At 42.4% G+C, this 24,798-nt stretch carries 25 protein-coding genes and 1 tRNA gene; 12 read left to right on the top strand and 14 right to left on the bottom strand.

Annotation, left to right across the window (positions count from 1 at the left end):
• Nucleotides 1–142 precede the first annotated feature (142 nt).
• Genes CH373_RS01300 through CH373_RS01310 form a run of 3 tightly spaced genes read right to left on the bottom strand, consistent with a single transcriptional unit; the run spans nucleotide 143 to nucleotide 4,650 of the window.
• Nucleotides 143–1,114, bottom strand: coding sequence for a fumarylacetoacetate hydrolase family protein (locus tag CH373_RS01300; RefSeq protein ID WP_100712124.1), 972 nt, complete (start codon nucleotides 1,112–1,114; stop codon nucleotides 143–145).
• A gap of 9 nt (nucleotides 1,115–1,123) precedes the next feature.
• Nucleotides 1,124–3,262: a toprim domain-containing protein gene (locus CH373_RS01305; RefSeq protein ID WP_100712552.1), complete on the bottom strand. Its 2,139-nt coding sequence runs from the start codon at nucleotides 3,260–3,262 to the stop codon at nucleotides 1,124–1,126.
• The gene (locus CH373_RS01310; protein ID WP_100712125.1) at nucleotides 3,259–4,650 is read right to left on the bottom strand and encodes a DNA gyrase subunit A; all 1,392 of its coding nucleotides are present in this window, start codon (nucleotides 4,648–4,650) and stop codon (nucleotides 3,259–3,261) included. Before CH373_RS01310 ends, CH373_RS01305 begins: the two co-directional genes overlap by 4 nt.
• 230 nt (nucleotides 4,651–4,880) lie before the next feature.
• Here CH373_RS01310 and CH373_RS01315 point away from each other — a divergent pair, with 230 nt between their 5' ends.
• The 3 genes from CH373_RS01315 (at nucleotide 4,881) to CH373_RS01325 (ending at nucleotide 8,037) form a co-directional block, all read left to right on the top strand.
• The gene (locus CH373_RS01315) at nucleotides 4,881–5,831 is read left to right on the top strand and encodes an LIC_13346 family putative lipoprotein (protein ID WP_100712126.1); all 951 of its coding nucleotides are present in this window, start codon (nucleotides 4,881–4,883) and stop codon (nucleotides 5,829–5,831) included.
• Nucleotides 5,818–7,377: a glutamate--tRNA ligase gene (gltX, locus tag CH373_RS01320; RefSeq protein WP_100712127.1), complete on the top strand. Its 1,560-nt coding sequence runs from the start codon at nucleotides 5,818–5,820 to the stop codon at nucleotides 7,375–7,377. Before CH373_RS01315 ends, gltX begins: the two co-directional genes overlap by 14 nt.
• Nucleotides 7,378–7,449: 72 nt before the next feature.
• Nucleotides 7,450–8,037, top strand: a complete 588-nt coding sequence (locus tag CH373_RS01325; protein WP_165778754.1) for an ATP-binding protein — start codon at nucleotides 7,450–7,452, stop codon at nucleotides 8,035–8,037.
• A gap of 11 nt (nucleotides 8,038–8,048) precedes the next feature.
• Here CH373_RS01325 and CH373_RS18610 read toward each other — a convergent pair whose 3' ends face one another.
• Entirely contained in the window at nucleotides 8,049–8,285 is a 237-nt protein-coding gene (locus CH373_RS18610; protein ID WP_165778746.1) for a hypothetical protein, read from the bottom strand.
• On the opposite strand from CH373_RS18610, the gene CH373_RS01330 reads away from it, so the two are divergent.
• From CH373_RS01330 to CH373_RS01355, 6 genes are all read left to right on the top strand, one after another.
• Nucleotides 8,182–9,024, top strand: coding sequence for a DUF455 family protein (locus CH373_RS01330; protein WP_100712128.1), 843 nt, complete (start codon nucleotides 8,182–8,184; stop codon nucleotides 9,022–9,024). The two genes, CH373_RS18610 and CH373_RS01330, sit on opposite strands and share 104 nt — an antisense overlap.
• A gap of 57 nt (nucleotides 9,025–9,081) precedes the next feature.
• Nucleotides 9,082–10,236: a hypothetical protein gene (locus CH373_RS01335; protein ID WP_243393205.1), complete on the top strand. Its 1,155-nt coding sequence runs from the start codon at nucleotides 9,082–9,084 to the stop codon at nucleotides 10,234–10,236.
• Between the two features lie 27 nt (nucleotides 10,237–10,263).
• Nucleotides 10,264–10,932, top strand: a complete 669-nt coding sequence (locus CH373_RS01340; protein WP_100712555.1) for an FFLEELY motif protein — start codon at nucleotides 10,264–10,266, stop codon at nucleotides 10,930–10,932.
• Entirely contained in the window at nucleotides 10,933–11,661 is a 729-nt protein-coding gene (locus tag CH373_RS01345; RefSeq protein WP_100712129.1) for an OmpA/MotB family protein, read from the top strand.
• A gap of 10 nt (nucleotides 11,662–11,671) precedes the next feature.
• Complete coding sequence (locus tag CH373_RS01350; protein ID WP_100712130.1) at nucleotides 11,672–12,139, top strand: LA_2478/LA_2722/LA_4182 family protein; 468 nt, start codon at nucleotides 11,672–11,674, stop codon at nucleotides 12,137–12,139.
• Between the two features lie 81 nt (nucleotides 12,140–12,220).
• Nucleotides 12,221–13,207, top strand: a complete 987-nt coding sequence (locus CH373_RS01355; protein ID WP_100712556.1) for a M14 family zinc carboxypeptidase — start codon at nucleotides 12,221–12,223, stop codon at nucleotides 13,205–13,207.
• 32 nt (nucleotides 13,208–13,239) lie between these two features.
• On the opposite strand, the gene CH373_RS01360 is transcribed toward CH373_RS01355, so the two are convergent.
• From CH373_RS01360 to CH373_RS01400, 9 genes are all read right to left on the bottom strand, one after another.
• Nucleotides 13,240–14,073, bottom strand: coding sequence for an RNA polymerase sigma factor (locus CH373_RS01360; protein WP_100712131.1), 834 nt, complete (start codon nucleotides 14,071–14,073; stop codon nucleotides 13,240–13,242).
• A 4-nt stretch (nucleotides 14,074–14,077) separates the two neighbouring features.
• The gene (locus CH373_RS01365) at nucleotides 14,078–14,560 is read right to left on the bottom strand and encodes a nuclear transport factor 2 family protein (RefSeq protein WP_100712132.1); all 483 of its coding nucleotides are present in this window, start codon (nucleotides 14,558–14,560) and stop codon (nucleotides 14,078–14,080) included.
• 122 nt (nucleotides 14,561–14,682) lie between these two features.
• A complete protein-coding gene (locus CH373_RS01370; RefSeq protein ID WP_100712133.1) occupies nucleotides 14,683–15,873 on the bottom strand; it encodes a pyridoxal phosphate-dependent aminotransferase in 1,191 nt (396 codons plus the stop codon).
• Nucleotides 15,874–15,880: 7 nt separating this feature from the next.
• Complete coding sequence (locus CH373_RS01375; RefSeq protein ID WP_100712134.1) at nucleotides 15,881–16,111, bottom strand: DUF2905 domain-containing protein; 231 nt, start codon at nucleotides 16,109–16,111, stop codon at nucleotides 15,881–15,883.
• A 26-nt stretch (nucleotides 16,112–16,137) separates the two neighbouring features.
• Nucleotides 16,138–17,190 carry a hypothetical protein gene (locus CH373_RS01380; protein ID WP_100712135.1) on the bottom strand — a complete coding sequence of 351 codons (1,053 nt, stop codon included), beginning with the start codon at nucleotides 17,188–17,190 and terminating at the stop codon, nucleotides 16,138–16,140.
• 83 nt (nucleotides 17,191–17,273) lie between these two features.
• Nucleotides 17,274–18,263, bottom strand: a complete 990-nt coding sequence (locus tag CH373_RS01385; RefSeq protein ID WP_100712136.1) for a sterol desaturase family protein — start codon at nucleotides 18,261–18,263, stop codon at nucleotides 17,274–17,276.
• A complete protein-coding gene (locus CH373_RS01390; protein WP_100712137.1) occupies nucleotides 18,260–19,048 on the bottom strand; it encodes a sterol desaturase family protein in 789 nt (262 codons plus the stop codon). Before CH373_RS01390 ends, CH373_RS01385 begins: the two co-directional genes overlap by 4 nt.
• A gap of 211 nt (nucleotides 19,049–19,259) precedes the next feature.
• On the bottom strand, nucleotides 19,260–20,285 hold the full coding sequence (locus CH373_RS01395; protein WP_100712138.1) for an AraC family transcriptional regulator: 1,026 nt from the start codon (nucleotides 20,283–20,285) through the stop codon (nucleotides 19,260–19,262).
• 33 nt (nucleotides 20,286–20,318) lie between these two features.
• Nucleotides 20,319–20,405, bottom strand: a tRNA-Ser gene (locus CH373_RS01400).
• Nucleotides 20,406–20,531: 126 nt separating this feature from the next.
• Between CH373_RS01400 and CH373_RS01405 the strand changes: the two genes are divergently transcribed.
• The 3 genes from CH373_RS01405 (at nucleotide 20,532) to CH373_RS01415 (ending at nucleotide 23,273) form a co-directional block, all read left to right on the top strand.
• On the top strand, nucleotides 20,532–20,768 hold the full coding sequence (locus CH373_RS01405; protein WP_100712139.1) for a ferredoxin: 237 nt from the start codon (nucleotides 20,532–20,534) through the stop codon (nucleotides 20,766–20,768).
• A gap of 209 nt (nucleotides 20,769–20,977) precedes the next feature.
• Nucleotides 20,978–22,882, top strand: coding sequence for a sensor histidine kinase (locus tag CH373_RS01410; protein WP_100712140.1), 1,905 nt, complete (start codon nucleotides 20,978–20,980; stop codon nucleotides 22,880–22,882).
• Nucleotides 22,866–23,273 (top strand): response regulator, encoded by a 408-nt coding sequence (locus tag CH373_RS01415; protein WP_100712141.1) that lies wholly within the window; start codon nucleotides 22,866–22,868, stop codon nucleotides 23,271–23,273. The genes CH373_RS01410 and CH373_RS01415 overlap by 17 nt, the downstream gene beginning before the upstream one ends.
• Nucleotides 23,274–23,275: 2 nt before the next feature.
• Here the strand turns inward: CH373_RS01415 and CH373_RS01420 are convergent, their stop codons facing one another.
• Nucleotides 23,276–24,742 (bottom strand): NADP-dependent isocitrate dehydrogenase, encoded by a 1,467-nt coding sequence (locus CH373_RS01420; RefSeq protein ID WP_100712142.1) that lies wholly within the window; start codon nucleotides 24,740–24,742, stop codon nucleotides 23,276–23,278.
• Nucleotides 24,743–24,798 lie beyond the last annotated feature (56 nt).

Raw genomic sequence — 24,798 nt, forward strand, 5'->3', positions numbered from 1 at the left:
CTTTGGAATCGGAACAACCCGGTTCTTGCTTTTTTGAACAGACTGGTGCTGGATCAATAATCGAAAGGAGTGAGATCTCAAATTTACCTGTCATAAGCCTGCAGGACCTCCTGCACGAGAACCGGGAGTAAATCGTGTTTGCCTAGGAACTTATCACTAGCTTCTGAGACCCCAAATCGAGGTTCCCTGCGGGATCAAAAATCCTGCCTTCCATCACATCTCCATCTTTTAGAAAGTCAGAAATCTTAAGCTGCTTTTTAACAAAGATCTCCATCAGTTTAGGTTCTTTCAAAAACACCCGCGCAATTCGTTGAAGCGTAGGAGAAGGCGCCTTCATTGCAACTCCACTAGGAGTTCCGGTCAAAATTAGATCCCCGGGGAACAGATCCGTAATTTGAGAAAGTTCAGAAAGAGTCTCAGGCGGTTGATAAATCATCTTACTTGCTACACTATCTTGGCGGACCTTTCCGTTTACGGACAGTATTAGTCTAAGTTTCGGAATCGATTGAATTTCATCTTTTTCTAATAGAGTTAAATAAGGTCCGACTGGACAAAAGGTTCTGTAACTCTTTCCTTTGAACCATTGTCCTTGTGGAATTTGGACATCCCTCGCAGAAACGTCATTTCCAATCACGATTCCGGAAATGTACTGATGAAGGTTGTCCCAGGTTACGGATACGGGTTCCGTGATGGAAGTCCCGAGGACCAAGCCTAATTCGATTTCATAGTCTAAAAGTTTAACACCCTTCGGTCTCCGAATTTCACCGACAGGAGAATGAAGCGAAGAAGTTGCTTTTTGGAAAAACAGATTGAATGATCTATCTCTTGGATCAGTTCCGCTCTCTCTTGCGTGCTCGGAGTAATTCTGTCCCTGGCAAAATATTTGGCAGGGAGCGGTCACAGGTGAAAGAAATTCGATTTCCGAAAGCGGAATTTTCTCGGAGGACTTGTCGTTTAAAACGATTCTTGCAGATTCTTTGCCGTTCTTTAAGAAATCAGAAAGTTCGGAAAATTTTTCCTTTAAGGGAAGTGCAAATTCTGAAGATTGCACTCCCCAGTAAATATCGTTCGACCGATTTTTAGGAAAACGAAATCGAACAATATTCAAGCTCATGGCAACTCGTTAATCCTGTATAACCGACATTGCGTACTCGGAAATTGCATCCCTACGCTGCTCCGCGAAATCCTTGTGAAACCAAAGATTCTGCACTTTGGAAGCTTCCTTTTTACTTCCGATGACGATCTTGGTCATACATTCTTCGACCGCAAACTTCATGGCTTCCTTTCCGGTTTCTCCAAGACCTTTGTTTCGTTTTTTCCGAAGCACTTGACCGCCCGATTTCTGAATTTTCTTCATTAGATCTTCATAATCTTTGTCATCGATGCAGAAGATTGTCTCGGTCTTTTTGCTTTCCGGCATCTTAATATCGACTTCATAGAGCGGCGCATTCGAAATATGAATCAGACCGATCTCGAATAACTCAGGCCAGTATTCATAAAAAAATGAAAGCATCAAAGATCGGATTGCATAGCCGTCAAAGTCAGCGTCAGTAATAATGCTGACTTTTTCATAATTCAGCTGGTCGATCGATTTTACTTTTTCATCGAGCGGCAAACCTAAGATGGCGACTATATTTTTCAGCTCTTCGTTAGCGATCGCTTTTGCCAGAGAGACTCCCTTACAGTTCATCGGCTTTCCGCGAAGAGGGAAGAGTCCGTGTAACTTTGGATTTCGTGCTGGGCGAAGGCCAGCAATGGCAGAGTCACCTTCTGCAATAAATAGAACTCTCCCTGAGTCGCCCGGCTTGCCTGTCGGAGGCATTAACTTCGGAATATTCATCTTACTTGCTTTCTTTAACCCTCTTTGAGCGTCTTCAAAAGCCTTGAGCTGAGTTCTCTTTTCCATCTGAAGTTTTACTTCTTCGATCAATCCGGTTTTCTTAATAAACTTATCCAAATGCTTATCTACAGCATTTCGAATATCTTCGTTTAGATCGTTAATTAAGTATGATTTATCTTGGGACTTGAATCTAGGATTCAAAAGTCTCATGTTCACATACATATGGAAACAGTTTCGAACGTCATTGCGAGTACAGTTCGTTTTGAGTTTCTTTTCTAATGAAACAATCTGGCTCTTTTTACGAACCTCATCGCAGATTCTGTTTTCTAAGTACTCGATCGCAGAACCGCCTTGAGGGGCAAAAATGGAATTTACCCAAGCGAGATTTTTATTTTGTCCGATTACCAAGTATGACTCTAGATGGAGTTGAGTTCCAGTATTTGGGGCCTGATAATCCATTTTGTAATAGACCAGCTCAGAATGAGAGAAAATCTCGTCTAGACCTTTCTTGAATTTGTACTTTTCCTTCTTTCCTTTAAGTACAAACTGAACTTCTAATCCAGGATTCGTCATCGCGATATCCTGCAAGTATTGCTTCATCAAATCGACGTTAAACGAGATATCCAGATTATTAAAGTATTTTGGATTTAACTCGAATTCTACGGAGGTTCCGTGGTCGTCCTTGTCTGTTTTTTCGACGGATTCGAACATGTTCGTTTTTTTACAAATCGGAACAAGCTTTTCTATTTGGTCTTTTGTGAGAAGCGTGCAATCATCGAATTTTCCGTGTTCGTCAAAATACAAAAAAACTTTCTCTGTATCTTCTTTGGATAACTTGTAAGAACGGATTTGTTTTTTAGCGTCTTCGTGTAGTGTGAAAAGCTTCTTAAAAGAAACTCCGTTATTCACCGTTTTCACTTTGAAGTACGAGGAAACCATCCGAACCAAGGAAATCCCGACTCCGTTTTGTCCGGCGACGTGATCCTGCTTTACTTGATCGTCGAAATTTTCTCCGTACATTAAGTGAAGGTAAACGCCTTCCGCGTTTGCTGCGGGAATTCCTCGCCCATTGTCGGTGACAGTCACAGTTTTTCGATCCGAAGAAAGTTGAATGATCAACTTGGACATTTTGTCCTTTTCGGGGATGGACTTGTCTTTTAGGTTCTTACGGTATTCGTCCACAGCGTTCATGCAAGCTTCGTCCAAGCATTTCAATTTTGCAGGAACATCTTCTAGTTCTTCGTGAACGATTTCATAATTACCTTGGGAATTTTTTCGGAAAAAATGCTGCTCGAAAGTGGAAGCCGAATTCTGGCCTAACCACATTCCGGTTCTCATACGTACGTGTTCTACGTTTGAGAGTTTCTTAAAGTTTCTTTCCTGTCCGGTTTTTTTATCCGTTTTTGCTTTGCCGGTGCTCATTCCTTGTCCCATTTATCCTTGAGTTCGGTCAATTCTCCGATCATAAATTCGGTAAGCTTTTTATCTTCTTTGACCAAGCTATTGTAACGATTCAGTGCTGTTTTTGCTTCTACGATCGCTTCTTCGCATTTTCTGACTTCGTCGATCGTCATTCGGTATACTGGAATCGATGCCAACCATTCGAAATATTTGAATTTAGCTTTTTGAAGTTTATCCTCGAAGTCCTTCTTGGACTTGATTCCGATTACTTTTTCATTCCACTTTTCTTTAATAAAGCGAATGAGTTCAGAGTTTCTTTCGATCTTCTCTTCTTCTAAGCCTGCGAGTCGCTTGAACCTGCGGATCAAGTGGGTCTTTCTGAAATCGCAGAATCTTTTGATAATTTCTTCCGGGTTAAAATTCTTTAGGCGACCGTCATATGTGATGACGTTGTTCGCGAGAGTTTGAGTATCCTCTTTGGAAAATACTTGGAAAATATCTTTTGTTGAAGGTTTGTCTCCCTTTTTATAGATCAATTCTACTCGGAATGTTTCGCTAGAATAGTCTACGTAATCTTTTAACCAAGTATCCTTTCTTTCTAAAATATCATCTAAAAGATTGATTACCTTCTCGCGATTCCAGTTCATCGGAGAATAAGAGAGATAAAGAGTATCTCCTTCCCAAGTGAAGCCGAAAGTAGTGGTCATAGTGATGTTCCCTGCTTCGGTCTTCGCCATTTTTACTTCGCCTTTGTAGTTTTTATACCAAGGCTTCAGAGGTAAGGGCTTTTTGGTTTTGAGATAGTTCACCTGAGAATTGATGACGTGGGATAATTTGTGTCCCGGGATAAAGCATCTAAATCCGGTCGCGATTCCCTGGATATTGTTAAGTAATACCACCGGAACCTTACCGACGAAGTGAATCGGTTCATCTTCTGTTTCGTCGTAGTTTTTTACGTAATCAATATCCGGAAGGCTTTCAAAGAATCCAAGGTCCTTTACAAAATCGGAAAGTTTGACTTCAGTGTATCGTGGAGAGGCGATCGCGCTCGGATCCAAAACGTCTCCGAAAGTTCCTTCACCCGCAACTAAAGGAAAATTATTCGCGAAGGTAAAATCTTGCGCCATTTGAGAGAGAGCGTCTTGGATGGAACGGTCCCCGTGCGGATGGTATCCCATGGCGAGACCGGCAACTTTCACAGTTTTTGTATACCGGTTCCGAGCGTCGGAGTTCCACATCGCCCAGAGAATCCGTCTTTGCACAGGTTTTAATCCGTCAATTTCGTGAGGAATTGCTCTGGAATCGCAAACATACCGGGAATACTTTTTTTGGTCGTCGTTTACCTGGTCCTCAAATGGTCTTTTGGGGAAATTTTCCCGATCTTTGCCGGATTTATTAGAATCTTTCATAGGACTTTTATAGCCAAAGGATTTTAGGACAGTTTTAGTGTCAACATTTTACAAACTTCGAAACTCTATATCGAGCGTTTTCGTGGAAAACTCATCATATAATAGAGTGCCTTAACGTTCTTACGAGAGAATCATCCTGTGAAAAGAAATTTTCCCGTATTTTCCTTGATGCATGTGACGAAAAACTGGAGTTTTTCCGATAGAAGGCTGCAACTGGAGATCTCTTTATTTTGAAATTCCTTCCCTTATTTATCGGCATAATACAAATCCTGTTTTTTCTGATTTGGACCTTAGATTGTAGTCTTTTACCTGAACTGCCAACTTGGCTAGGTGGCCGGGAAACTTTGGTCCAGAACCAGCCAGCTACCAAGGTCTACTGGAATTTGACAAAAATTCCGGCGACTTCTGAAGCGTTCGTCCAGCAGCCAGGTGTTCTACATTATTTCATTCTTAAGAACCCTTCTTCCAGTGAAAAAAGTTGGAAAGCGGAAGTGAACCTCTGGGAGACAAAGGAAGAATTTGTGAGATCACTTCCCAAGAACGTCCATTTTCCTAAACTCACCTTACGAGCCGCGGTTTCTTCCGGGATTTCTAAAATATCGGAAGGAGAACCGTCCGATCCAAAGAGAATCTTATATTTTCCGAAGACTGATGTGATCTGGGAATACGAAGGGAATACCTTTTCTTCTCAGGCTAAAGGGTTACAATTCCGATCAGCAAAACGAGAACTGAAGAATTGGGTACTGGAGTTTGAGATCGGAAAGGATAATGCCTGGCTATCTATGGAATCCAGAAATATGGATACAGACGTTTGGCTGACTTGGCGCAATCTTAAGTCTTGGGGATTCTCGAGCGTTCCTTCTACTGATTATATAAACCCTGATGGTAAAATCACACCTTACATTGAATATGATTACTCGAATATTAATTATAAAGCTTTACCGATTCTGAATGAAGCTCTTCCTGTTTGGATCTTCTGGAAAGAAAACGGAGTTTCATGGGCCTGGGCTTTTTTACCTGAAGAAATGCTTTCTCCTAGACTCTTAGCAAAGCAAAAGAAAGGTGAAGGAGCTCCTCTCCTTTTTTACGATCCACTGGCTAATAATCCATTTACTGCTCGGGCCAATTTAGAGAACTATCCAATCATCTATTTTACAGACGAAAATTATGTCAGAAACTAAAGAAGTCAGAACTCGATTTGCTCCTTCACCAACAGGATTTCTTCATGTAGGTGGTGCTAGGACTGCTCTATTCAATTACTTGTATGCAAAAGCACAAGGAGGCAAGTTCTTACTTCGAATCGAAGATACGGATCAGTCTCGTTCTACAGAAGATTCTTTTAAAATGATTTTAGAATCTTTGCAGTGGTTAGGAATCGGGTGGGACGAAGGCCCTGGTGTTGGAGGTCCTCACGGCCCGTACATTCAATCAGAAAGAATCTCTATTTATAAACAATATACGGATAAGCTAATAGCAGAAGGCAAAGCCTATCGTTGCTTTTGTACCCAGGAAGAACTGGAGATCAAAAAGAAGCAAGCAGAGGCGATGGGGGTTCCGTACGTCTATGACGGACTCCATGCGAACATGAGTGAAGAAGAAGTTCAGGAAAAAATTAAACAAGGAATTCCTTATTCCATTCGATTCAAGACACCTTCCAAAAATCTGATCATCGACGATATCATTCAAGGAAAAGTAAAGTTTGATACCAAGTTGATTGGAGATTTCATAATCGTAAAATCGGACGGCTTTCCATCTTACAACTATGCAGTCGTAATCGACGATGCTTTAATGAAAATTTCGCATGTAATAAGAGGAGTCGGACACCTCTCTAATACCCCGCGGCAAGTAATGATTTATGAGGCTTTTGGCTTTCCGATTCCGGAATTCGCGCACGTATCAGAGATCGTAGGTATGGACGGCAAAAAACTTTCCAAGAGGGCAGGCGCGACTTCGATTCTTGCCTTTAAAGATCTAGGATACTTACCGGAAACTTTCGTAAACTATATGGCCTTACTCGGCTGGACTTCTCCCGATGGACAGGAATATCTTCCCGGAGGACTTCCTAAGAAAATATTCGATATACATCGTTGTTCAAAATCGCCTTCTACTTTTGATGTATTCAAAAAACCTAAAACAGAAGACGAAGTAGTTACTAATTTTTCGAATCTGGATCAAATCGCAGAAGCAATGAACCCTAAATCGAAGCTAAATTGGCTATCGAACAAGTATATTAGAGAGTTGCCGATTTCGCAAATTACCAACTCTTTGCTTCCTTTCCTCAAAGATAGGACGGACATTCCTGAAATAGTTAAGAATCCGAACGATCCTACTTTGCAATCCATAGTGGATAGTGTTCGAGTATATTTGGATAGTTTAAGACAAGCACCCGATTATATCGCCGAATTCTTTGTATCGGATTTAAAGATCCAAGGGGACGAAGCGAAAGAAATTCTCAATCAGGATTCCTCTCCTATCGTTGTTAGGAAATTTTACGAATTACTAAAGAACAATGAGCCAAAAACGGACGAAGATTATAAAGGGTTAATGGCCTCTGCCGGGGAACAAACCTCACAAAAAGGTAAATCTCTGTATATGCCGATTAGGGTAGTTGCTACCGGAAAGGCGCATGGGCTCGAGTTGCCGATCCTATTTCCGCTCTTAGGAAAAGAAAAGCTACTCAAACGAATAGAGAAATCGGCTTTAGATGCAGGAATTTCGCTAACTTAATAATTTTTTGGGGTTTTTTGTTGCAAAATTGCTCCTGACAGATGTATCAATATTTGGGGCGTCGTATAGAGAATGAGGAATACAGCGGAGGCATTATTTGTTAAGCAAGACTCCGGGTCCTATGTTATGTTTATTCCTCCCGATATCGGAAGCATCCGTGAATTCCGAAAACTGCTTCGCGAGTCCCTCGTCGAAAATCGTTTCTCTTCCAAATTTATTCAGCAAATAGAGTTGGCCGCCGACGAGGCGCTGACTAACTCTATCTCGGCTAATTGCAATTCGTTCTGCCAAGAGACAATTATATGCAGATGGATATTAAGAGATTCTAAAATTACTCTTTGGATCGTAGACTACGGCAAAGGATTGAAAGCAGAAAAACTTGAAGCCGCTTGTTCTAAAGAAAAACATTCTTCTTTGCACGAGCTACTTGAAAAAGTAGCCAAGCACCAAGAGAACAAGTGTGAGGTTCTTCCTTTCAAGGGCAAGTTGGTATCCCATCGGAACCTTGGAAAAGGATTACAAATTATGCATACACTAATGGATTCGGTAAAAGTTTTCTACCATTCCATGGAAGGTAGAATTTCAATGGATCCAAAGGCGGATAATATTCGCGGATCTATCATTGAGCTCGCTTTCGACGCGAAGAAGCACTCTGCTTAGTTATAAAGAAATTATTTCCAAATTATAATATTTGCAGTTTCAAGTAGAAAAATTCTTTTTTTCTTATTTCGAACGATCGAATAACCTTCTCCGTGCCATATGTAAAGATTTAAACTTAAATCGATTTCTCGATAATTAGCATTCATGACCCTAAACGAATTTGCAGCTTTTATAATACGTTCTCCAAGGTTGGAGGACAAACTTTTTACTCCTGCTTCTTTTCCTGCGGATACGATACGACGAGACATATTCGTTCCGGATTCCCCCGAGCGAGAAATAAAAATTAGGTTTTCGGATAAGAAGGTGAAGATGCCCAGATTAGAGCATTTGAACCAACTCGAGAATCGTATTCACTCACTACATCATTTTGCGAACCATGAGTTGATGGCTATCGAGCTTTTCGCTTGGGCAATATTAAAATTTCAAGATGCTTCTACTAGTGTGCGAAAAAGTTTATATAAGACTCTTCTGGAAGAGCAAACGCATCTCAGATTGTATATCGATTCTATCCGAAAAGGTGGAATGAATTTTGGCGACAAGCCTTTGAATTATATTTTTTGGAAGCAGATTCCGAATATACAAACATTAGATCGTTTTTATGCGGTAATGGCTTTAACTTTTGAAGGAGCGAATCTCGACTATTCAATCATCTACAAAAAAGCTTTTGAGAAATTTGGAGATACTGAAAGAGCAGAGATCATGCAAAGAGTTCACGCCGATGAAATCAAGCATGTGAGAAGAGGTACAAAGGTACTTTTTTCAGATGGCACATCGGAAGAGGCTCAATGGAAAAAATATCTGAGCTTATTGGAGTATCCGTTTACTCCTCGAAGGGCCAAGGGCACAGCGTACTTTCCGGAGCTGAGAGTAAGGGCAGGTCTTTCTGATTCCTTTGCCCAGGAACTGGGGAGCTACTCCGATGACTACGTAGATTATACGAATGCCAGAATTCTAAAGGATGTTTTGGGGAATCGGATCGAAATTTAGCGGTTGGAAATCGGTAGACATAGGCATTTTGATAAAAGAAACTGCTCGAGAAACCGCATGAAATTCTCAACTCTTCTGAACGAACTCTTTCGATGGCGTTCAATCCTTTTACTTTTACCGTTTCTCTTTGGATGCAATACAAAGACTCCTTCTGATTCTAACATCATTTCGCTGGTTATAGATTCTACTCAGGAAAAGAATCCCGATGTAATATTGAAAAAAGTGGGAAATCTGGATGAGGATCCTGACCTTGAGTGCTTTGCTCTAGTACGAAACGGAACAGAGGAAATACTTTCTGTTCTAAAAAAGGAAAAGAACGGAGATTGGAAACTCGTAAGTAAAAATACATTCAGTTTATTGAATATTGGACCGCTGGCGTACAACCCAAAAACCTCCAGTTGGCAAGCCGATGATAGTAAGCCGCAAAAAGAAGCCGGTTATATCGTAAAGAGAATCTTGATGGAGGAGCTGCCGGGCGACGAGTTTAATTCGCTCTTCCTGGAAGTGCTTAGCGAGGAGCCTCCGCTCGGTTTGTTTTCCGTACCTTTCGTAATTCGGAAAGGAGTGAAAATCTTGGATGGCCTTTCTATTTTAAAGGACCACGAATATTTAGCAAAGTCAAAGCGAGGCGATTTCAACTATAATAAAGAGGAAAAGAACATCACGATCTTTCCTTCGAGCCGCACTTATGCGCAGAATTTTAACTTTAACGGATGGGAACTTGTACCTGATATTCCTGGTGTCGCTTCACCTGGATTGTTAAGTATCGATGTACCGGAAACCTGGAAAAAGGGACAACCCGGAGAAGTTGTGATCTGGTTCAAGAACCGCGGAAGCTATGCAGGGACTGCTTATTTGAGCTTGTCTTTTCCAAATTCTCAAAAGGTGGAAACCGATACGAATAAAGAAGGAGTAAGGTTCTATCCACCAGGATCAAAAGTATTCTCTTCCAAAGGGGTCTATATCTCTTCCAAGATTCCGTTGATTGAGATTACAAAGGAAGGTTGGGGAAGAAACCACAAATACGGAGTTCGGTTTATGCTGACTCCGGATCAAGATGGAATTCCCACATTGCTGTTCCGTTCCACATCAAAATCATACAGAGAAACTGTAAATTTACCTACTCCGAGTAGTTCTGTTCATACAGAAGTGGACCAACAGGACTTTCGGAGTTATACGATAGTTCTTGAAAAGAAAGGAAAAGCCAAATAGGTTCTGTTATTGATTGCGGAAGATTCATTGAAAAGTTTCGAAGAACAAAAGCTGAATAAGGCAAAAATCGAAATCGTTAGAGCGCAAGTAGAACGATTTCGAAAGTTTTATTCTGATTACTTTCATTTGGAAGAGACAATTCCGATGGTAGAATACTTTTTTGAGACGATCTACAATCTAGAGGGAAAAGAAGTCTGGATGCACTTGGCTATGGACACTTATCAAAGAGTCAAGGGCATGATGAAAGAGACTACTCGAACAAATCTGGAAGCATTAATAGATCTGAACAATCTTACGGATGAGTTAGACGGGCAAATGGCCCAACTGCTTCTCAAAAAAGGTTGGGAGGGAAAAAGATTATCTAGGGAAGAATACGACGAACTATATCGCGAGTTTGGCCATCGAGAAAAAAGAGAAAAACAGTTAGAGATCGTACTAAGAAATTTAAGAGTGTTTTTCGAATTAGCTCATCGGCCTATCGCTGCCTATCTAATTCGTCCTGCTAGATTTATGGCTGGGTTGCTTGGAGTTTCATTGCTTTTCGAATCAGTTGAATCTGCTTACAATGCAGTCCTACCAGTATCGCCGGAGATTTTTGAATCTTTCATAGAGCAGGTAGAAAAAAGAGAAGAAGCCTATATTAAAAGTTTCTTACATTTTGATACTGAAAAGAATTTGAATCATCGGCAAAATTAAATGGTCAGAAGGCGAAGATATCCAGAAAGAAGAGTTCGAGATGAAATCGACGAGAACAAAGATCGTTGGTTGCTCACTTATTCAGATATGATTACTCTTCTGCTGGGTTTGTTCATTATCATGTATTCAATTTCTCAAGTAGACCAGACAAAGCTGAAACAAGTCGCTGATCTGATTCGTGGAGGATTCGGACTAGGAGAATCTTTCTTTACCGGTTCTAATATTTCTTTAGAAGAGGATCCTTTGCTGCAACCTAGGACCCAGTTGTATCGATTTTGGGAAAGGATATCTTACGCGCTCAAAAAACTAAAAGAGAAAACAAAACTGTTTATCGGCCTGAGCGAAGCAGAGGAAGTTCGTATCCAAGTTTTCAGTTCTTCTTTAGGTGAAGGAAAATTTCAGCCTGATGAAGACACGGATTTTGCGTTTCAGAAGCTTGCAGAAGTAGTGCAAGGAATGGATGTGGACGTGGTAGTTCGCGTTCAAATTCCGTACGCAGACCAGGAGGCAGGCAAAGGATTTAGAAATGTCTGGGAATACAATTCATATCGTGCGACTTTGGTAGCCGAAGTGCTTGCCGAAAAATATGGCATTCCTAAGGATCGAATTTCGGTCCAAGCATTCAATCAATTTCAAAAAGTTGAAAAGTCCCAAAGCGAAAGCCCTGAAATTAAGGCATCCCAAGAAAGAATAGAAATTATCATTCGCAAGCGTAGTACGGAAAATTAAATTAAGAATCATGAATTTAAAGAAAGGCTCCCCGAAAATGAAAGCTTTGGAATTTAATAGAGAAACAGCATTCTTTGTAATGTTAATTCTTGTATCGATTCTCTACAATTGCAAGACCAAGCCTAAATCGAATCCTACATTGGACGCAATTTGGGGTGAAGATGGGCTGAGTTTAGTAGCAGCTTATTGCACGAAACTGCAAGAATGTGCTAAGCCAGGTTTGGAAAAACTTTCTAAGGACGAAAAAGCTTTGGTGGAAATGAAGCTCAATTCCTCCAATTGTGTCCAAAACTTTAAAGGAACAAATGCATATAAATTAGCCGCACAAAACTCTTCGGTAGTGATTGGAAAAACTAAAGCTTGTTTCATTTCTGTAGTTTCCGCCCCCTGCGAACAAGTAGTGAATGGGGTAAACGGAATCAGCTCGGATTGCGGTTGGTTACACGAAGTGCAAACCGGAAAAATTCAGAAATTTTAATATAAAGATTATTTTTATTAAGTCATTTGGACTTAAACCGGGGAAGAAGAAAAATCCGATTTGAATCGGGAGGCTTTTGCCGTGTTAAGAGGATTGAAAAAACTAAATCGTTATGAAAAACGATTATTAAGAATTGCGAAATTAGGTGAAAAAATCACCAAACTCAAGCAAGTAGGCTTTTCCCGGAGAACGAAAGAAGGCTTTAGATTTCCGATTTATAGTCTGGAAATTGGAACGGAAGAAGGTCTCAAAAAGAATCCTGTGGGAATTACTGCGGGAGTTCACGGATTAGAAACAATCGGGATTCAGATCTTGCTGGATTTCCTAGATTATATTTTGCACCCGAAGTCTACCGGGTACATGACTGAATTCAAAAAATCGAAACTTGGATTAGTGGTACTTCCCATGGTTAATCCAGGTGGAGTGGCGCTGAAGTCGAGGGCAAACCCTGGTGGGGTCGATCTAATGAGGAACTCCGGAGTAGAGGCGGTAAAAGCTCTTCCTTTTTTCGGCGGGCATAATTTTTCGAGCAAGCTTCCTTACTATCGAGGCCACGGATTGGAGCCGGAGTCTAGGACTGTGTTTCGCACAGTGTTCGATCGTTTTTTTCATGCGAAGAATGCAGTGATTCCGATCTTAGACGTACATTCAGGTTTTGGCACTGTTGATAACGTATGGTGGCCGTATGCTTATACTAAGTATCCTTGCCCTGACACTGATCTTTATTTGAAGATCGCTTCTTATCTCAAAAATCAATGCGGTCACATTCATTTTGCGTATGGCCCTCAGAGCGAAAGCTATACGACTCACGGAGATCTTTGGGACCGTATTTATGATCACTATCGCGAAGTACATTCTTCCGAAAAAAATTGGAGCTCTAAACTTCTGCCGATCACTTTGGAAGTGGGGACATGGTCCGACGTAAAGGAAGAGCCGATGAAGATTTTTTCCAAAAAAGGAATCTTTCGTCCGGCTCAATCGAACAAGCACGAGACATTAACCAGGTACCGGGGTTTCTTAAGAGATGTGGTCCGCCTGGGATTAAGCGAGCCTAAAGATTGGATTTAGAAAAAAAATCGTTTCTGCTATTCGTTTTCCTACTAGGATCCGATTACTTTAAGATTTTTTAATGAACTTAGTATCTTTCCGGGAGTAGAGTAGTATGCTTGGGATCGATAAATTTGGGCCAGTTTATCTATCTGCTTTAATTCGGTCGCGAGCGAAGGTTCTTCTAAATAAGGATTTTGCTTTTTTAACTTTCTCAACTCTGCAAAAAATTTTCCGTTTTCCTGGTTTTCTTTTAGAATATGTTTTGGAATTCCCAGACAAGGACATGCTTTTTCCCCGGCCCACATTCCGCAATTCTCGGATAAAAATGAAGAGAGCTTCTTTTTGGCTCTAGAAAGTTTTTGTCGAAAGTTTTCGGGAGAAATTTCGAGCACTTGGGCGCCTTCTTCTCCTCCCATTCCAAAAACTGTAGATAGAACGAATACTAGTCTGTCCGAATTCGTAAGCCGAAGCAGAACCGCGTGAACACAACCTAAGCGGATTTCTTCTTCCAGAAGTTTGTCTTCAATTTCTTCTTCGAATCGTTTTACATTTCCTGAATGAATTACTTCCTCTCTAAACTTTGACAACGAAATTACTCTTGAGGACGCTTTAGGTTTGCGCGCGGTCAAAAGATGGTTCGAGGCGACTGAATAAACCCAAGTTGTAAATTTGCTTTCGAAACGAAATCCACCCAAATTGTTTGCCACTTTCAGTAAAATTTCCTGGGTAGCGTCCTCGGCATCGGTCGGATCCCAAAGCATGCGTAACGAAAGATTAAAGATATAATCTTGAACGTCCCGAAGCAATTTCTCAAGTGCACCGGGACGGTTTTGAAGAGCATGCCGGATCGGTTCCGTAAATTCGTCCTGAACCGCTTCACCCATTTGGCTATTTAGAAATTCCTTTTTTCTTCATATAGTGTTGCAGGTTTTTAGCTGCTTCCGATCTGACCTTTCCCTGGATCATCGGAGTCCATCCGAGCAATACACCGGGGAGTCCTAATGCCATGCGAGTCCATTTCCAAAGGGGGAATCGATCTTTTTGGTTCACAATTTTTCCGTTCTGAAACTCGAACTCAGATCGAATTCGGTTTTTCACAGTGCGTCCTGTCTTTGAGAATTGATAGGTAGCTTCCCACACCGCACTTCCTTTTTTTTCCTCAGCTTTAATTTCTTTTAGTTCGATTTGTGCTTCAGGATTCATTCTTTCCATCAGCATTGCCCACATGGAAGTAACTTCCGCATTTATCAAGTTGGGAAAAACCGGATCGGAAAAATGGGTTTCTTTAGAATAAGCGGAGGCCATTCCGCTCGCATTTCGAGAAGAAAAATCTTTATATAAGTTTCTGAGAATCGTTTCGTTTGGATGCATACTGCTGTCCTAGTTGTTAGTTTCTCCTTATGACAACTTGTGGGAGGTCCAGCGTGACAGGATTCGCCAAAAAATTTCTGAATTTTTGGAGGAAAAGCAAGTCGATTCTAGGGAAGGAGAGCTTATGACTTGGACCTTAGAAATGAATCTAATCGCAAGATTCCTTCCTTAAAGATTTCGGGCTCGGGCAATAGGCAAAGGATGATTTTGCAATTTTTGGGATCGAATCCGAACATGCTTCCGGGGTGCACCAAAACCTTTTGTTCTGTTAATAATTCCTGACAGAAATGTTCGTCCGAGACATATTTAGAAACTTGCAAAATCAAGTACCATCCTGCCTTCGGAATCAGAACTGAAATTAAGTGGGAACTACCAAGAGAGTCGATCGCGGTTTGTATATTTCTGTCGATCCTTCTTTGCACCTGTCCCTGGATCATTTTTCTCCAGTGCATTAGTTCCGAAAGTGCAACTTGAACGGGAGTATTTACAGATAGAAAAGTATCCGAGACCAGTTCTAGATTTTCCTTTACTTCTTTTTTCCAGTCTTCAGTTCCAGAGAGCAGAATCCAGGATAACTTGAGCTGCGGGAGTGCGAGCAATTTAGAAATTCCATTGATCACAAAAATCGGTGCGTCCGAGTCCAAGTAAGTCCGATGAACAGCTCCCTTTTGCGTGTAGTCGCTGAATACTTCGTCGATTACGATCGCGATTCCATTTGAGAGTGCGATCTCTTTCAATCTTAGAAATTCATCATCTTCTAATATGCTTCCAGTAGGATTGTTGGGAGATACTACAAAAATCAATTTAGTACGTTTGGAAATTTTGGATTCTAAGGACGGAAAGTTGATTTTCCAATCTCTCTTTTCATCTAAGGAATAGGATTGAGCGACGACGTTCTCCATTATAGATAAAAATTCAAATAGAGGATAACCTGGATTTGGAATTAAGACCTCGTCATCAGGATCACAGAACAATTTCAGAAGATAAGAAATTGCTTCCGAGGAAGAGGACACCAAAAACAGATCCTCGGTAGAGACTGAAATTCCTTTTTCTTCATAGTACCTTGCAATGGAATCTCTCGCGAGCAAAAGTCCTTTTGGATCTGGCTCATATACTAGCGATTCAGATTGGGATAAGGAATGTTGGATCGCTTCTGCAGGGTAGGTAAGCTTCGATTGTGTTGGATTAGAAACTGTCAGATCATAAATCAGATCTCCCGATTCCTTTAAGCTTTTCAGTTTTAGATAAAGATCATTTTCTCCATCTTGAAAATCGAATTTTTGACTGAATGCTGGATATCTTTTCAGGGTCATACAATAGCTAATGAATAAAACGATTCCACAGGTAAATTGCCAGAGACAACAATATGCTGATCAAGATGGAAGTTCCGAGTGGAAAGTAAAACCGAAAGTTTTCTTTTTCGATCTTAATATCTCCCGGAAGATTTCCGAGAGAAGATAAAAACGGAATCTTAGAACCGAATACGAAGAACAATCCGAGAACCAGGAAAATTATTCCGATCCAAATAAACATTTTACCAAAGGGTTCCATAGTTTTGTCCACCTAATTAGTTGCCATTACATCCTTTTAACAATCGTGAGCAGGAGGGCCAATGTTTTCTGTTCAATCTCTGGGTCCTCTGCGAAGAAATGATCGGTATTCGGCGAAAGTATGGAGAGACTGTTCGGTGCGACTATATCTGGCAACAATGTTAACCCGTCATTCGGCCCGTCAGATCTCATCATTTTGTACTTGTCTCGACCAAACCGTGATACATTTCCGGAAAGCGAAAGCCCTAAGTAGTTATAGACCGCAATGTGTCCAGGTAACTTCAGCGTCGTAAATCGTCGACGGCTCGTGCTCGCACGCATCGTCTCAAATTTTGATCTTTCCCAACCCTTGAGCCACAGAATTGTCGAAAACAATAACCCCTTTAAACCACTCGAGAATTTATCGAGCAAAGGAGAACCCTGTAATATCCCACCGAGGTTGAGCCATGCCTTCACCTGCGTCGTCTCGTTCACACTAAGCAATTTTCCCAGCGCCAGATGAATTGCAGGGCCACCTGAACTTGCACCGGCGATCGCGATTCGCTTTCCGTGTACTCTTCGAATTTTTTCTGCGATATATTCCGCGTTCTCTTCTACTCCGCCCAATGGGTCGATGTCAATGAACTCCACATTGTAACCGGCATCTTCCAGAAGCTTTCTGGGCTTCGCGAAATCTGCTCCTGTCACATGACCGTTCTTAGCGTAATCGTAGCCAGGAACAAGCATGATGAGTACGTCGGTTTTCATCGGGATTGATTCCCCCCAGCGGACCTTGTCCAGATTCCGGAGGAATTCCTCTTGCAATATCCTATTGCCATCTTGCATCAATAATCGGTTCGCAAAAAATAGTGTCGCAAAATCGACCGAGTACTCCTGGGAAATGTTCTTAAGTTCATCTCGATTCGGTACATTGCCGTTGTGAATGCTTTCCAGTTTCTGAATGCTTGCGGCGTAAAGTGATTCCTCACCCTTTCCGACTAAATACTCTTCCAAGTAAAACTTCGCGGTCGGGTCATCGACCGTCGTTTCTATTCTGTATCCGTGTAACTCACCTTTCACCGGAATTTTTTTTATGAACATGAGACAATTTCCTCCAAGCATTATTAGTAGCATCACGGCGATGCGGGCCGACATAGCACGACCCACAATCGATGCACGTAAGTTCATGGATATCGTTTCCAAGGATTGAGCGGGACAAGAAGCTGAGATGGGATGCTTCTCCCAAAGGGATCATCTTCAATTCCGAAAGCAGCGATCGATTCCTCTTCCGGATGCTTAAATGTTCCGAAAATTCTATCGAAGAAAGTGATACTCGCTCCAAAATTGCTGTCGCTTTGCTCTCGCTTGCGCGAGTGATGCAAATGATGCACTCCCGGCGTCACCATGAGCCCATGTAACCAGCGGGGAACGAGCACGTCGACGTTCGAGTGAACAACATTTCCGAGAGAATTGTTGAAGGCCAAATAGAAGAAGATGATTTCTTGTGGCGCTCCAAGCAAAACGATCGGTCCGAAGATGAGGGCGTGTCTCACGAAAATCTCGAAGAAGTGAAGACGCGCACTGGACATCACGTGCATCTTGTCTGCGTTGTGATGCAGCGCGTGGAATCTCCAAAAGAAACGGGCAGAATGAAACATCCTATGCTGCCAATAGAAAAGAAATTCTATAACGAGGAAGCCTAAGGCGAATTGAAACCAAAAAGGCGCGCTCTTTGGCCAGAACTGAATGTTAAGTCCTTCGACGAAAGGTACCTCTCCCGCAGTCAGACTGCCGTAAAGTGAAACGAGTCCCACGTCGATTAATGCCCGCGCAGCACGTCCACCGACCTCGCTTGCAGTCAGGCCGTGTACAATGTTGTTAAACGTTTGCCAATCATGAATGGCACTATGCCCAGGTCTGAGCGGGATGACGAGCTCGGTGATCGCAACGGCTATGATATTGACAATCGTTGCCCCGAGGGCAGCAAGTCCGATCGGAACATCGTACTGAAGCGAAGCCCAAAAAATCGCCAGAGATGTGAGCATAACGAGCGGAAAAAACAGTACTCGAATCCAAACCGGTTTTTCACTGGCGCCGGTCATCTCTCCCTCACGCACTACATTCGATGGTTGGTTTATGGAATTGAATTCATTCATTGTATCGTTCGTCGTCATATCGCCTCTCCTTTACTTCGTGTTGTCTTTCGAAATGTTTCGAGAAAGTCGGCGCGATCGGTGGATAGCAGTCTGTCCCACCAGGTGAAATAGAGAGCGTAGTTGCCTTTCGTGAATCTATGGTGAAGGTCGTGCTCAGTATTCGATTGAAAGAGGCGAAGAAATCCCGAATTGGCAAAGGAACGCGGGAATATCTCGTACCCGCTGTGACCGAGGACGTTTCTCACAATTTGAATCGCGAGAAATATTCCAAGCGCCGCAGGATGAATTGGAAGGATGGAAATGAGAATCGGACCAATGAGCCCTTGGATGAGTGCCTCAATCGGGTGAAACGCGTAGGCGGCCCAAGGAGAAGGAGCAGTGGACTGGTGATGTATCCGATGCACATAGCGAAAGAAAAATCGCGTATGCAATAAGCGGTGCGTCCAATAAAAATAAGTGTCGTGGATGACTAGTGCAATGGCGATGCTCAATGCGAAATATGGGATTCCATTCGCACTGATTTCGTTGTAGACTTGCGATAGACCCAGCTTGATCATCCAGAACATTCCGAGCCCAACGAGTGCAAAAACCGCAGCCGAAAGCATAGAATAGAAGAACTCGCGGCGATATTGCTTGGCTTCCTGCTTGACCGCTTGGATCTTACGATGACGAAGCCTGTCGCGGGCTAGGATGTAGAAAAAAGTAAAGGCAATGGTCGCGGGGATGAGATACCGCAGCCAATCGCTAAGAAAGATCCTCGGATAAACCGAGAGACTTGTATGTAACCAATCTAAACAGAACATTTACTTACTCCTTATGCGGGAGAGTATAGCTCGAGCGCACCGGCGATTCTGCGCGCCGCTGGAATAGGCTCCTCACTTCTAGAAGTGATAAGGATTTTCGGAGCGATTTTATCAAATTAACTGCTCGTTGGACTCGGATGGGGCATCCAGCAATGCCGAAGCCATGATTTTATAAGTTGCTCGCAGGGCTTTTTGCAGCGTAAGACTGCGTTTAACGCAGTGCCTTTTTGCGAAAGTCGGTCGGAGACGTTTCCTTTAGTTCTTTGAAGGCTCGATTAAACGGGGCGAGTGAGGCATACCCACAGTCCATCGCAATACGTACAATCGGAACCGTTCGTTTCGAGGCGTCAGATAGGATGAGACAAGCTTCTTCGATTCTGTAGTGATTCAAAAAATCAAAGAAGTTCCGATAGCCCATCGCTCCATTGATCGCGCGGCGCACCTTATACTCTTGTTCGTCCAAGAGGGAAGCGAGTGAACGCGGACTAAGATCGTCGCGCGTAAAGACTTTTTCTGTTTCCATCAGGGCGTGGATCTTTTGGCTGAGCGACCTCTCTGCGTCTGTCGCCGGTGCTGATGGCTGGTCCAGGAATGTTCTTGGTCTGGGGGTGAGAATGCGAAAGCTGAAATAGAATACCAGCGCAACTACCGATACGACATTTGCCGTATTTAGAATCGCTGGTGCTTGAAGCCCTTTCAACCCGATCTCGACCGCGAGGACGAGAAGAATATAGATCCCAGAGACGATGACGAATAACCGCCTAAATTTTCTTCTTTCTTCTATAAGATCCCCGGCTGCGCCACGATGTACGTGAATCAGCGTGAATACGATAAATCCGAGGTTGATCAGTTGAGGGAAGAGCCGTCGAATCGGTAGAATAAATTCCGGGAGCGCGATATCCTTTATCAAATAAAGAAAAAAACTTAGCGCCTCGACTAGAAGTAATGAGACAACATGCTGCACAGTCACGGAAAAAGAATCATCAAAAATGGATAAGGCGAAAATCCAAAAAGAGACGGCCACACCGAAAGCGCCGAACAGGATTGGAAATTGTAAATAGAACCACGCTTCAGTCGATAAGAAGGGTGGAATGATTAGGTAACAGCAAAGTGTAAAATTGAAAAACGCTGCGCATCGGCCAGGCCAACCCATCCGGAGGAAATAGACGGCGAGCACAAAAAGTTGCGATGCGCCGACGAAGCGAAGAATTGTAGTGAAAAGTTCCAGACCGCCCATTTCAGTTCCTTAATGATCGGATCGCGGGGGGTCCGGAGAGGGGGGGATTCGAACCCCCGGTAGGTGTTACCCTACGCTTGCTTTCCAAGCAAGTACCATAAACCGCTCGGACACCTCTCCAGTTTGAATACGATGTTTTCTAAGCTGGCCGGAGGGTCAAGGAGATTCGTTTGCTCTGGAGCTCCTTCTATTTCGATTCTTCAAATCAGGATTGACTTACCCTTTCTGCGAGAATCATTTGTCCACATGGCTGATAAGAACGACAAGGTCCCGCAGAACGCTCCGGGCAAGTTTTACATAGATAATACTTGTGTTCCTTGTAATGATTGTATTGAAGAAGCGCCCATGCTCTTGAGATACACCGACGACGAGTCCAAAGTTTATTTTCATAGACAGCCTCAAACCCCCGAAGAAGAGATTGCCGCAAGGAGAGCTAAGGATATTTGTCCGGTAGAATCCATCGGTGATGACGGGGACAATTAGACTTCAAACTGCTTTCTCTTTTCTGTCCCCTAATTCTCTAAGTACTTCGATTTATTTATTAGGAAGGAAACGATCCTCGATTCACTAGAATAGGGTATGATTTCCCTTGTAGTGATGTTCTTTGCTGCTCTTACATATTTTTTCAGCAAGAATTCGATTAAGTTCTTTCTTTTAATCGGCTATCAGTAAGTATCCGGAAGGTTCTAGTTATGGGAGATAGAAAACTCTCAGAAATACAAACAGACGTAGAGTTGTATCGTACTCTTGTAGAAACAAGCAAAGAGTTGATATGCTTACACGAACCAAACGGAGTTTATATTTATCTAAATCCCGCGCTCAACTTCTTGACTGGGTATTTGGAAGATGAACTGATCGGGCGCGACTTTTACGACTTTATCCATCCCGATGATAGAGAAAGAATATTAGAAGTTTCTCAAATACCAGTATTATTAAGAAACCAACCTGTACCTATGGAATACAGGTTTAGAAGAAAAGATGGGACATATGTCTGGTTCCAAACCCTTATGCAACTGATTCTGGAGGAAGACGGAACAGTAAAAAATTTGCATAGTACTTCAAGGGACATTTCTTCTAGGATCGAGTTGACCCGAAGGCTGCAACAAGAGCGCAAATTCTCTTCCTTGATGAGTGAGCTCGCGCACGTGGGCGCATGGGAATGGTATCCGACAGAGAACTCAGTGTTCTGGTCTTCCGAAGTTTTTAGAATTCACGAAAGAAATGAATTACTTGGCGTAAACGCAAACATTGCGCTGCAGTACACCATACTGCAAGATCGCGCTTTGGTCCGTCGGTGTTTTATTCTAGCGAAAGAAGAAGGCAGATCTTTCTCCATCGAGCATAGGATCAAGACTGAAAGTGGCAAGATTCGTTGGGTTCGAACCCAAGGTAGACCTACAACTACGGTCGAAGGCAGAGTGGCCACAGTCTACGGAGCGATTCAAGATATCACTTTATCAAAGTCGGTAGAGGAAGAAATCCGTTTGAGCGAGCGGAAGTTTTTCCAAGCGTTTCACAGTTCTGGGATCGGAATGGCTTTGACGAACCCCGAAGGGGCTACCATAGAAGTGAACTATTCTTTGGCAGAGCTCCTAGGCTATTCCAAAGATGAATTATTAAAACGGAATATTCTAGAAATCACATTTCCTGAGGATTTAGCTGAGATAACTGCGAACATGGAGAAGTTAGTTCGCGGAGAAAAGGAATCTTACCAGACCGTGCAAAGATACGTCCACAAAAACGGTGCGATTATCTGGGCCCTGCTGACTGTGGTTTTGGTCAGAAAGAATTCAGGGCAGCCTATGTTCTTTGTTTCTCAGATGCAGGACATTACTAGAAGGAGAAATCTAGAAAACATATTAAGGGAAAAGAATTCCAGGTTAAAATCGATCAGCGTGCATTTGCAGGAGAGAATCGAACAATTGGAGGAATTCAATCAGATTGTTTCTCATAATATGAGATCTCCTATTGGAAATATTTCCACTCTTGTAAAGTTTCTAGAAGATGCCGTCGATGAAGAGGAAAAATTAGAGTATTTAGGATATCTAAAGCAGACTGCGGACCAGCTTTTGATCACTTTGAATGACCTGGTAGAAGTGATCAAAATACGCCAAACACGAAAAGTTGCGAAGGAAAAAATAATAGTAGAAGAAGCGTTTTCAAAAGTAAGGGCAATGTTCCAGGCCCAAATTTTGGAGTATAATGCCGAGGTGATCGTAGATTTTAAGGAGGCTCCTGAAATTAGATATTCTAGAGTTTATTTGGAAAGCATTCTACTGAATCTATTCTCCAATTCTTTAAAGTATCGGGATCCTTCTAAATCACCCATCTTAAAGTATTCTACGTATTGGAAGAATAATGCATTCGTTCTCGAAGCTGCCGACAATGGGCTTGGGATTGATTTGGACAAATACGGTAATCAAATTTTTAAATTAAATAAAACATTTCATCGAGATATAGACGGAAAGGGAATTGGATTGTTTATGACGAAAAATCAAATTGAATCAATGGGCGGGGAAATCTACGTCGAAAGCCAACCTGGCATTGGTACTAAATTTCTAATTCACCTAACGAAAGAAAATGAATTCGTCGAGTAAGTTCTACGAACTTTTATTGGTCGACGACGATTCCATCTTCGTAGCACTGACTCGTCGAACTATGGAAAAGGCTGGAGTAGCAGGCAATCTTCGCGTTTTTGGGGACGGAGAAGGTGCAATTACATATTTAAAGTCAGTTATCGCTGATTTGAATCTAATTCCGGATGTTATCTTTTTAGATATAAACATGCCTTATATGGACGGCTGGCAGTTTCTAGATGAATATTCTAGGTTTGCCGGAGAATTGAGCAAACAGCCGATCATCTATATGGTCAGTTCTTCCGTAGACGAGGCAGATATTCGTAAGGCGAAGGAGATCCCTTTCGTTAAGGGATATCTCGTGAAACCCTTGTCAGTCGATGCCTTTCGCGGAATTTTCTCGGTCGCTTGATATTATTCGCCTTGGCCTAAGGAAAAGGACCTCTTTCCGTCAAAGTTATACAAATTCTCAATCTGGATGCAATCGAGGCCTGCCTCCGCGATTCTTAACAATAGATTTGCGATCTGATTAGGTTGAATTGGAGTAAATCCGTCTCCCATTTCGGTGTCCGGAGTATTTTGGCTTACGAATCTGCAGCGCCAGTGGTCGGTCAAAAAAGTTTCCGGTTGACCCTGTGGATAAACTTTTACTCCCCTGTTTGTGATCATTCGTAACTTTAAGTCGCCTGAGAGTGTGGACAATTTTTTCCCTAATTCTTCAGGACTTCCCGGACTCCAATCCAAGAATACATCGGTTCCGACGAGATCTTTTTTCATTACAGATCTCTTATATTCTGGAATATGAATTTCTTTTGCTTTTCCGAAGGAGATAGGTTTGAACTTTTCCGGAAGATGTCCCAGGTTCCCAATGATTGCATCTGCAAATTCTTTTGTTCCAAGTTTGATCCGGCTTACTCCGGCTTTGAAAATATCGGCGGTATGCAGACCTTCTTCTATTGTTAAGAGCCAGGCATTTTGAATTTTTGCGGCGATATCAGGCTGACCGATATGGACCAAGAGCATAATTGCTGCGTTTAATAATCCAGAAGGGTTCGCAATATTCTTGCCCGCGATATCCGGAGCCGAACCATGGATTGCTTCGAACATCGATACGATTTCTCCGATGTTTGCGGACCCGGCCATTCCCACGGACCCTGCGATCTGAGCTACGATATCCGATATGATATCCCCGTACAAATTCAAAGTTACGACTACATCGTACACCTGAGGTCTTTCTGCAAGATGCGCAGCACCTATATCTATAATTTCGCTGGTAGATTCAATTTCGGGGTACTCTTTCGCAATCGACTTAAAGACCTCGTGAAACAAGCCATCGGTCTGTTTCATAATATTGTCTTTCACCATTGCGGTTACTTTTTTTCTTCCGTATGCTTTAGCGTATTCGAAAGCATATCGAATGATTTTTTCTGAGCCCGGTCTAGATACTAGTTTTAAGCATTGAACCGTATCAGCAGTTTGTTTGTGTTCGATTCCGGTATATAAGTCTTCTTCGTTCTCTCTTACGATGACTAAATCCAGTTTTGAGTGTTTTGTATCTACATAAGGATAAAGTGATACGCATGGGCGAACGTTCGCGAACAAGCCGAGGGTGGTTCGAACAGTTACGTTCAAACTTTTGAATCCTCCGCCCTGGGGAGTAGTAATCGGTGCTTTCAAAAAAACTTTAGTATCGCGAAGCACATCCCAGGCAGAAGGTTCGATTCCGGCACTGTGTCCTTTTAGATAGACCTGTTCTCCGATTTCTACAAATACGGGTTCGAAAGATGCGCCGGCAGCATCCAAAATCCGTAATGTTGCATCCATGATTTCCGGTCCGATTCCATCTCCCTTTGCAACCGTGATTCTCTTTTTTTTGGACATCTTTCTCTCCTGGGAAATTCCTTATTTCAACCAAATGCAAATCTTGGTCAATCTGT

It is taken from the genome of Leptospira perolatii (assembly GCF_002811875.1).
In the GTDB taxonomy this organism is placed as follows: Bacteria; Spirochaetota; Leptospiria; order Leptospirales; family Leptospiraceae; genus Leptospira_B; species Leptospira_B perolatii.

Bases quoted from the DNA above. Each gene is read 5' to 3' on its own strand.
- CH373_RS01300 (WP_100712124.1), bottom strand. From the start codon at position 1,114: ATGAGCTTGAATATTGTTCGATTTCGTTTTCCTAAAAATCGGTCGAAC.
- CH373_RS01305 (WP_100712552.1), bottom strand. From the start codon at position 3,262: ATGAGCACCGGCAAAGCAAAAACGGATAAAAAAACCGGACAGGAAAGA.
- CH373_RS01310 (WP_100712125.1), bottom strand. From the start codon at position 4,650: ATGAAAGATTCTAATAAATCCGGCAAAGATCGGGAAAATTTCCCCAAA.
- gltX (WP_100712127.1), top strand. From the start codon at position 5,818: ATGTCAGAAACTAAAGAAGTCAGAACTCGATTTGCTCCTTCACCAACA.
- CH373_RS01325 (WP_165778754.1), top strand. From the start codon at position 7,450: ATGAGGAATACAGCGGAGGCATTATTTGTTAAGCAAGACTCCGGGTCC.
- CH373_RS01330 (WP_100712128.1), top strand. From the start codon at position 8,182: ATGACCCTAAACGAATTTGCAGCTTTTATAATACGTTCTCCAAGGTTG.
- CH373_RS18610 (WP_165778746.1), bottom strand. From the start codon at position 8,285: ATGTCTCGTCGTATCGTATCCGCAGGAAAAGAAGCAGGAGTAAAAAGT.
- CH373_RS01335 (WP_243393205.1), top strand. From the start codon at position 9,082: ATGAAATTCTCAACTCTTCTGAACGAACTCTTTCGATGGCGTTCAATC.
- CH373_RS01345 (WP_100712129.1), top strand. From the start codon at position 10,933: ATGGTCAGAAGGCGAAGATATCCAGAAAGAAGAGTTCGAGATGAAATC.
- CH373_RS01350 (WP_100712130.1), top strand. From the start codon at position 11,672: ATGAATTTAAAGAAAGGCTCCCCGAAAATGAAAGCTTTGGAATTTAAT.
- CH373_RS01360 (WP_100712131.1), bottom strand. From the start codon at position 14,073: ATGGGTGAAGCGGTTCAGGACGAATTTACGGAACCGATCCGGCATGCT.
- CH373_RS01365 (WP_100712132.1), bottom strand. From the start codon at position 14,560: ATGCATCCAAACGAAACGATTCTCAGAAACTTATATAAAGATTTTTCT.
- CH373_RS01370 (WP_100712133.1), bottom strand. From the start codon at position 15,873: ATGACCCTGAAAAGATATCCAGCATTCAGTCAAAAATTCGATTTTCAA.
- CH373_RS01375 (WP_100712134.1), bottom strand. From the start codon at position 16,111: ATGGAACCCTTTGGTAAAATGTTTATTTGGATCGGAATAATTTTCCTG.
- CH373_RS01380 (WP_100712135.1), bottom strand. From the start codon at position 17,190: ATGTTCATAAAAAAAATTCCGGTGAAAGGTGAGTTACACGGATACAGA.
- CH373_RS01385 (WP_100712136.1), bottom strand. From the start codon at position 18,263: ATGACGACGAACGATACAATGAATGAATTCAATTCCATAAACCAACCA.
- CH373_RS01390 (WP_100712137.1), bottom strand. From the start codon at position 19,048: ATGTTCTGTTTAGATTGGTTACATACAAGTCTCTCGGTTTATCCGAGG.
- CH373_RS01395 (WP_100712138.1), bottom strand. From the start codon at position 20,285: ATGGGCGGTCTGGAACTTTTCACTACAATTCTTCGCTTCGTCGGCGCA.
- CH373_RS01405 (WP_100712139.1), top strand. From the start codon at position 20,532: ATGGCTGATAAGAACGACAAGGTCCCGCAGAACGCTCCGGGCAAGTTT.
- CH373_RS01410 (WP_100712140.1), top strand. From the start codon at position 20,978: ATGGGAGATAGAAAACTCTCAGAAATACAAACAGACGTAGAGTTGTAT.
- CH373_RS01415 (WP_100712141.1), top strand. From the start codon at position 22,866: ATGAATTCGTCGAGTAAGTTCTACGAACTTTTATTGGTCGACGACGAT.
- CH373_RS01420 (WP_100712142.1), bottom strand. From the start codon at position 24,742: ATGTCCAAAAAAAAGAGAATCACGGTTGCAAAGGGAGATGGAATCGGA.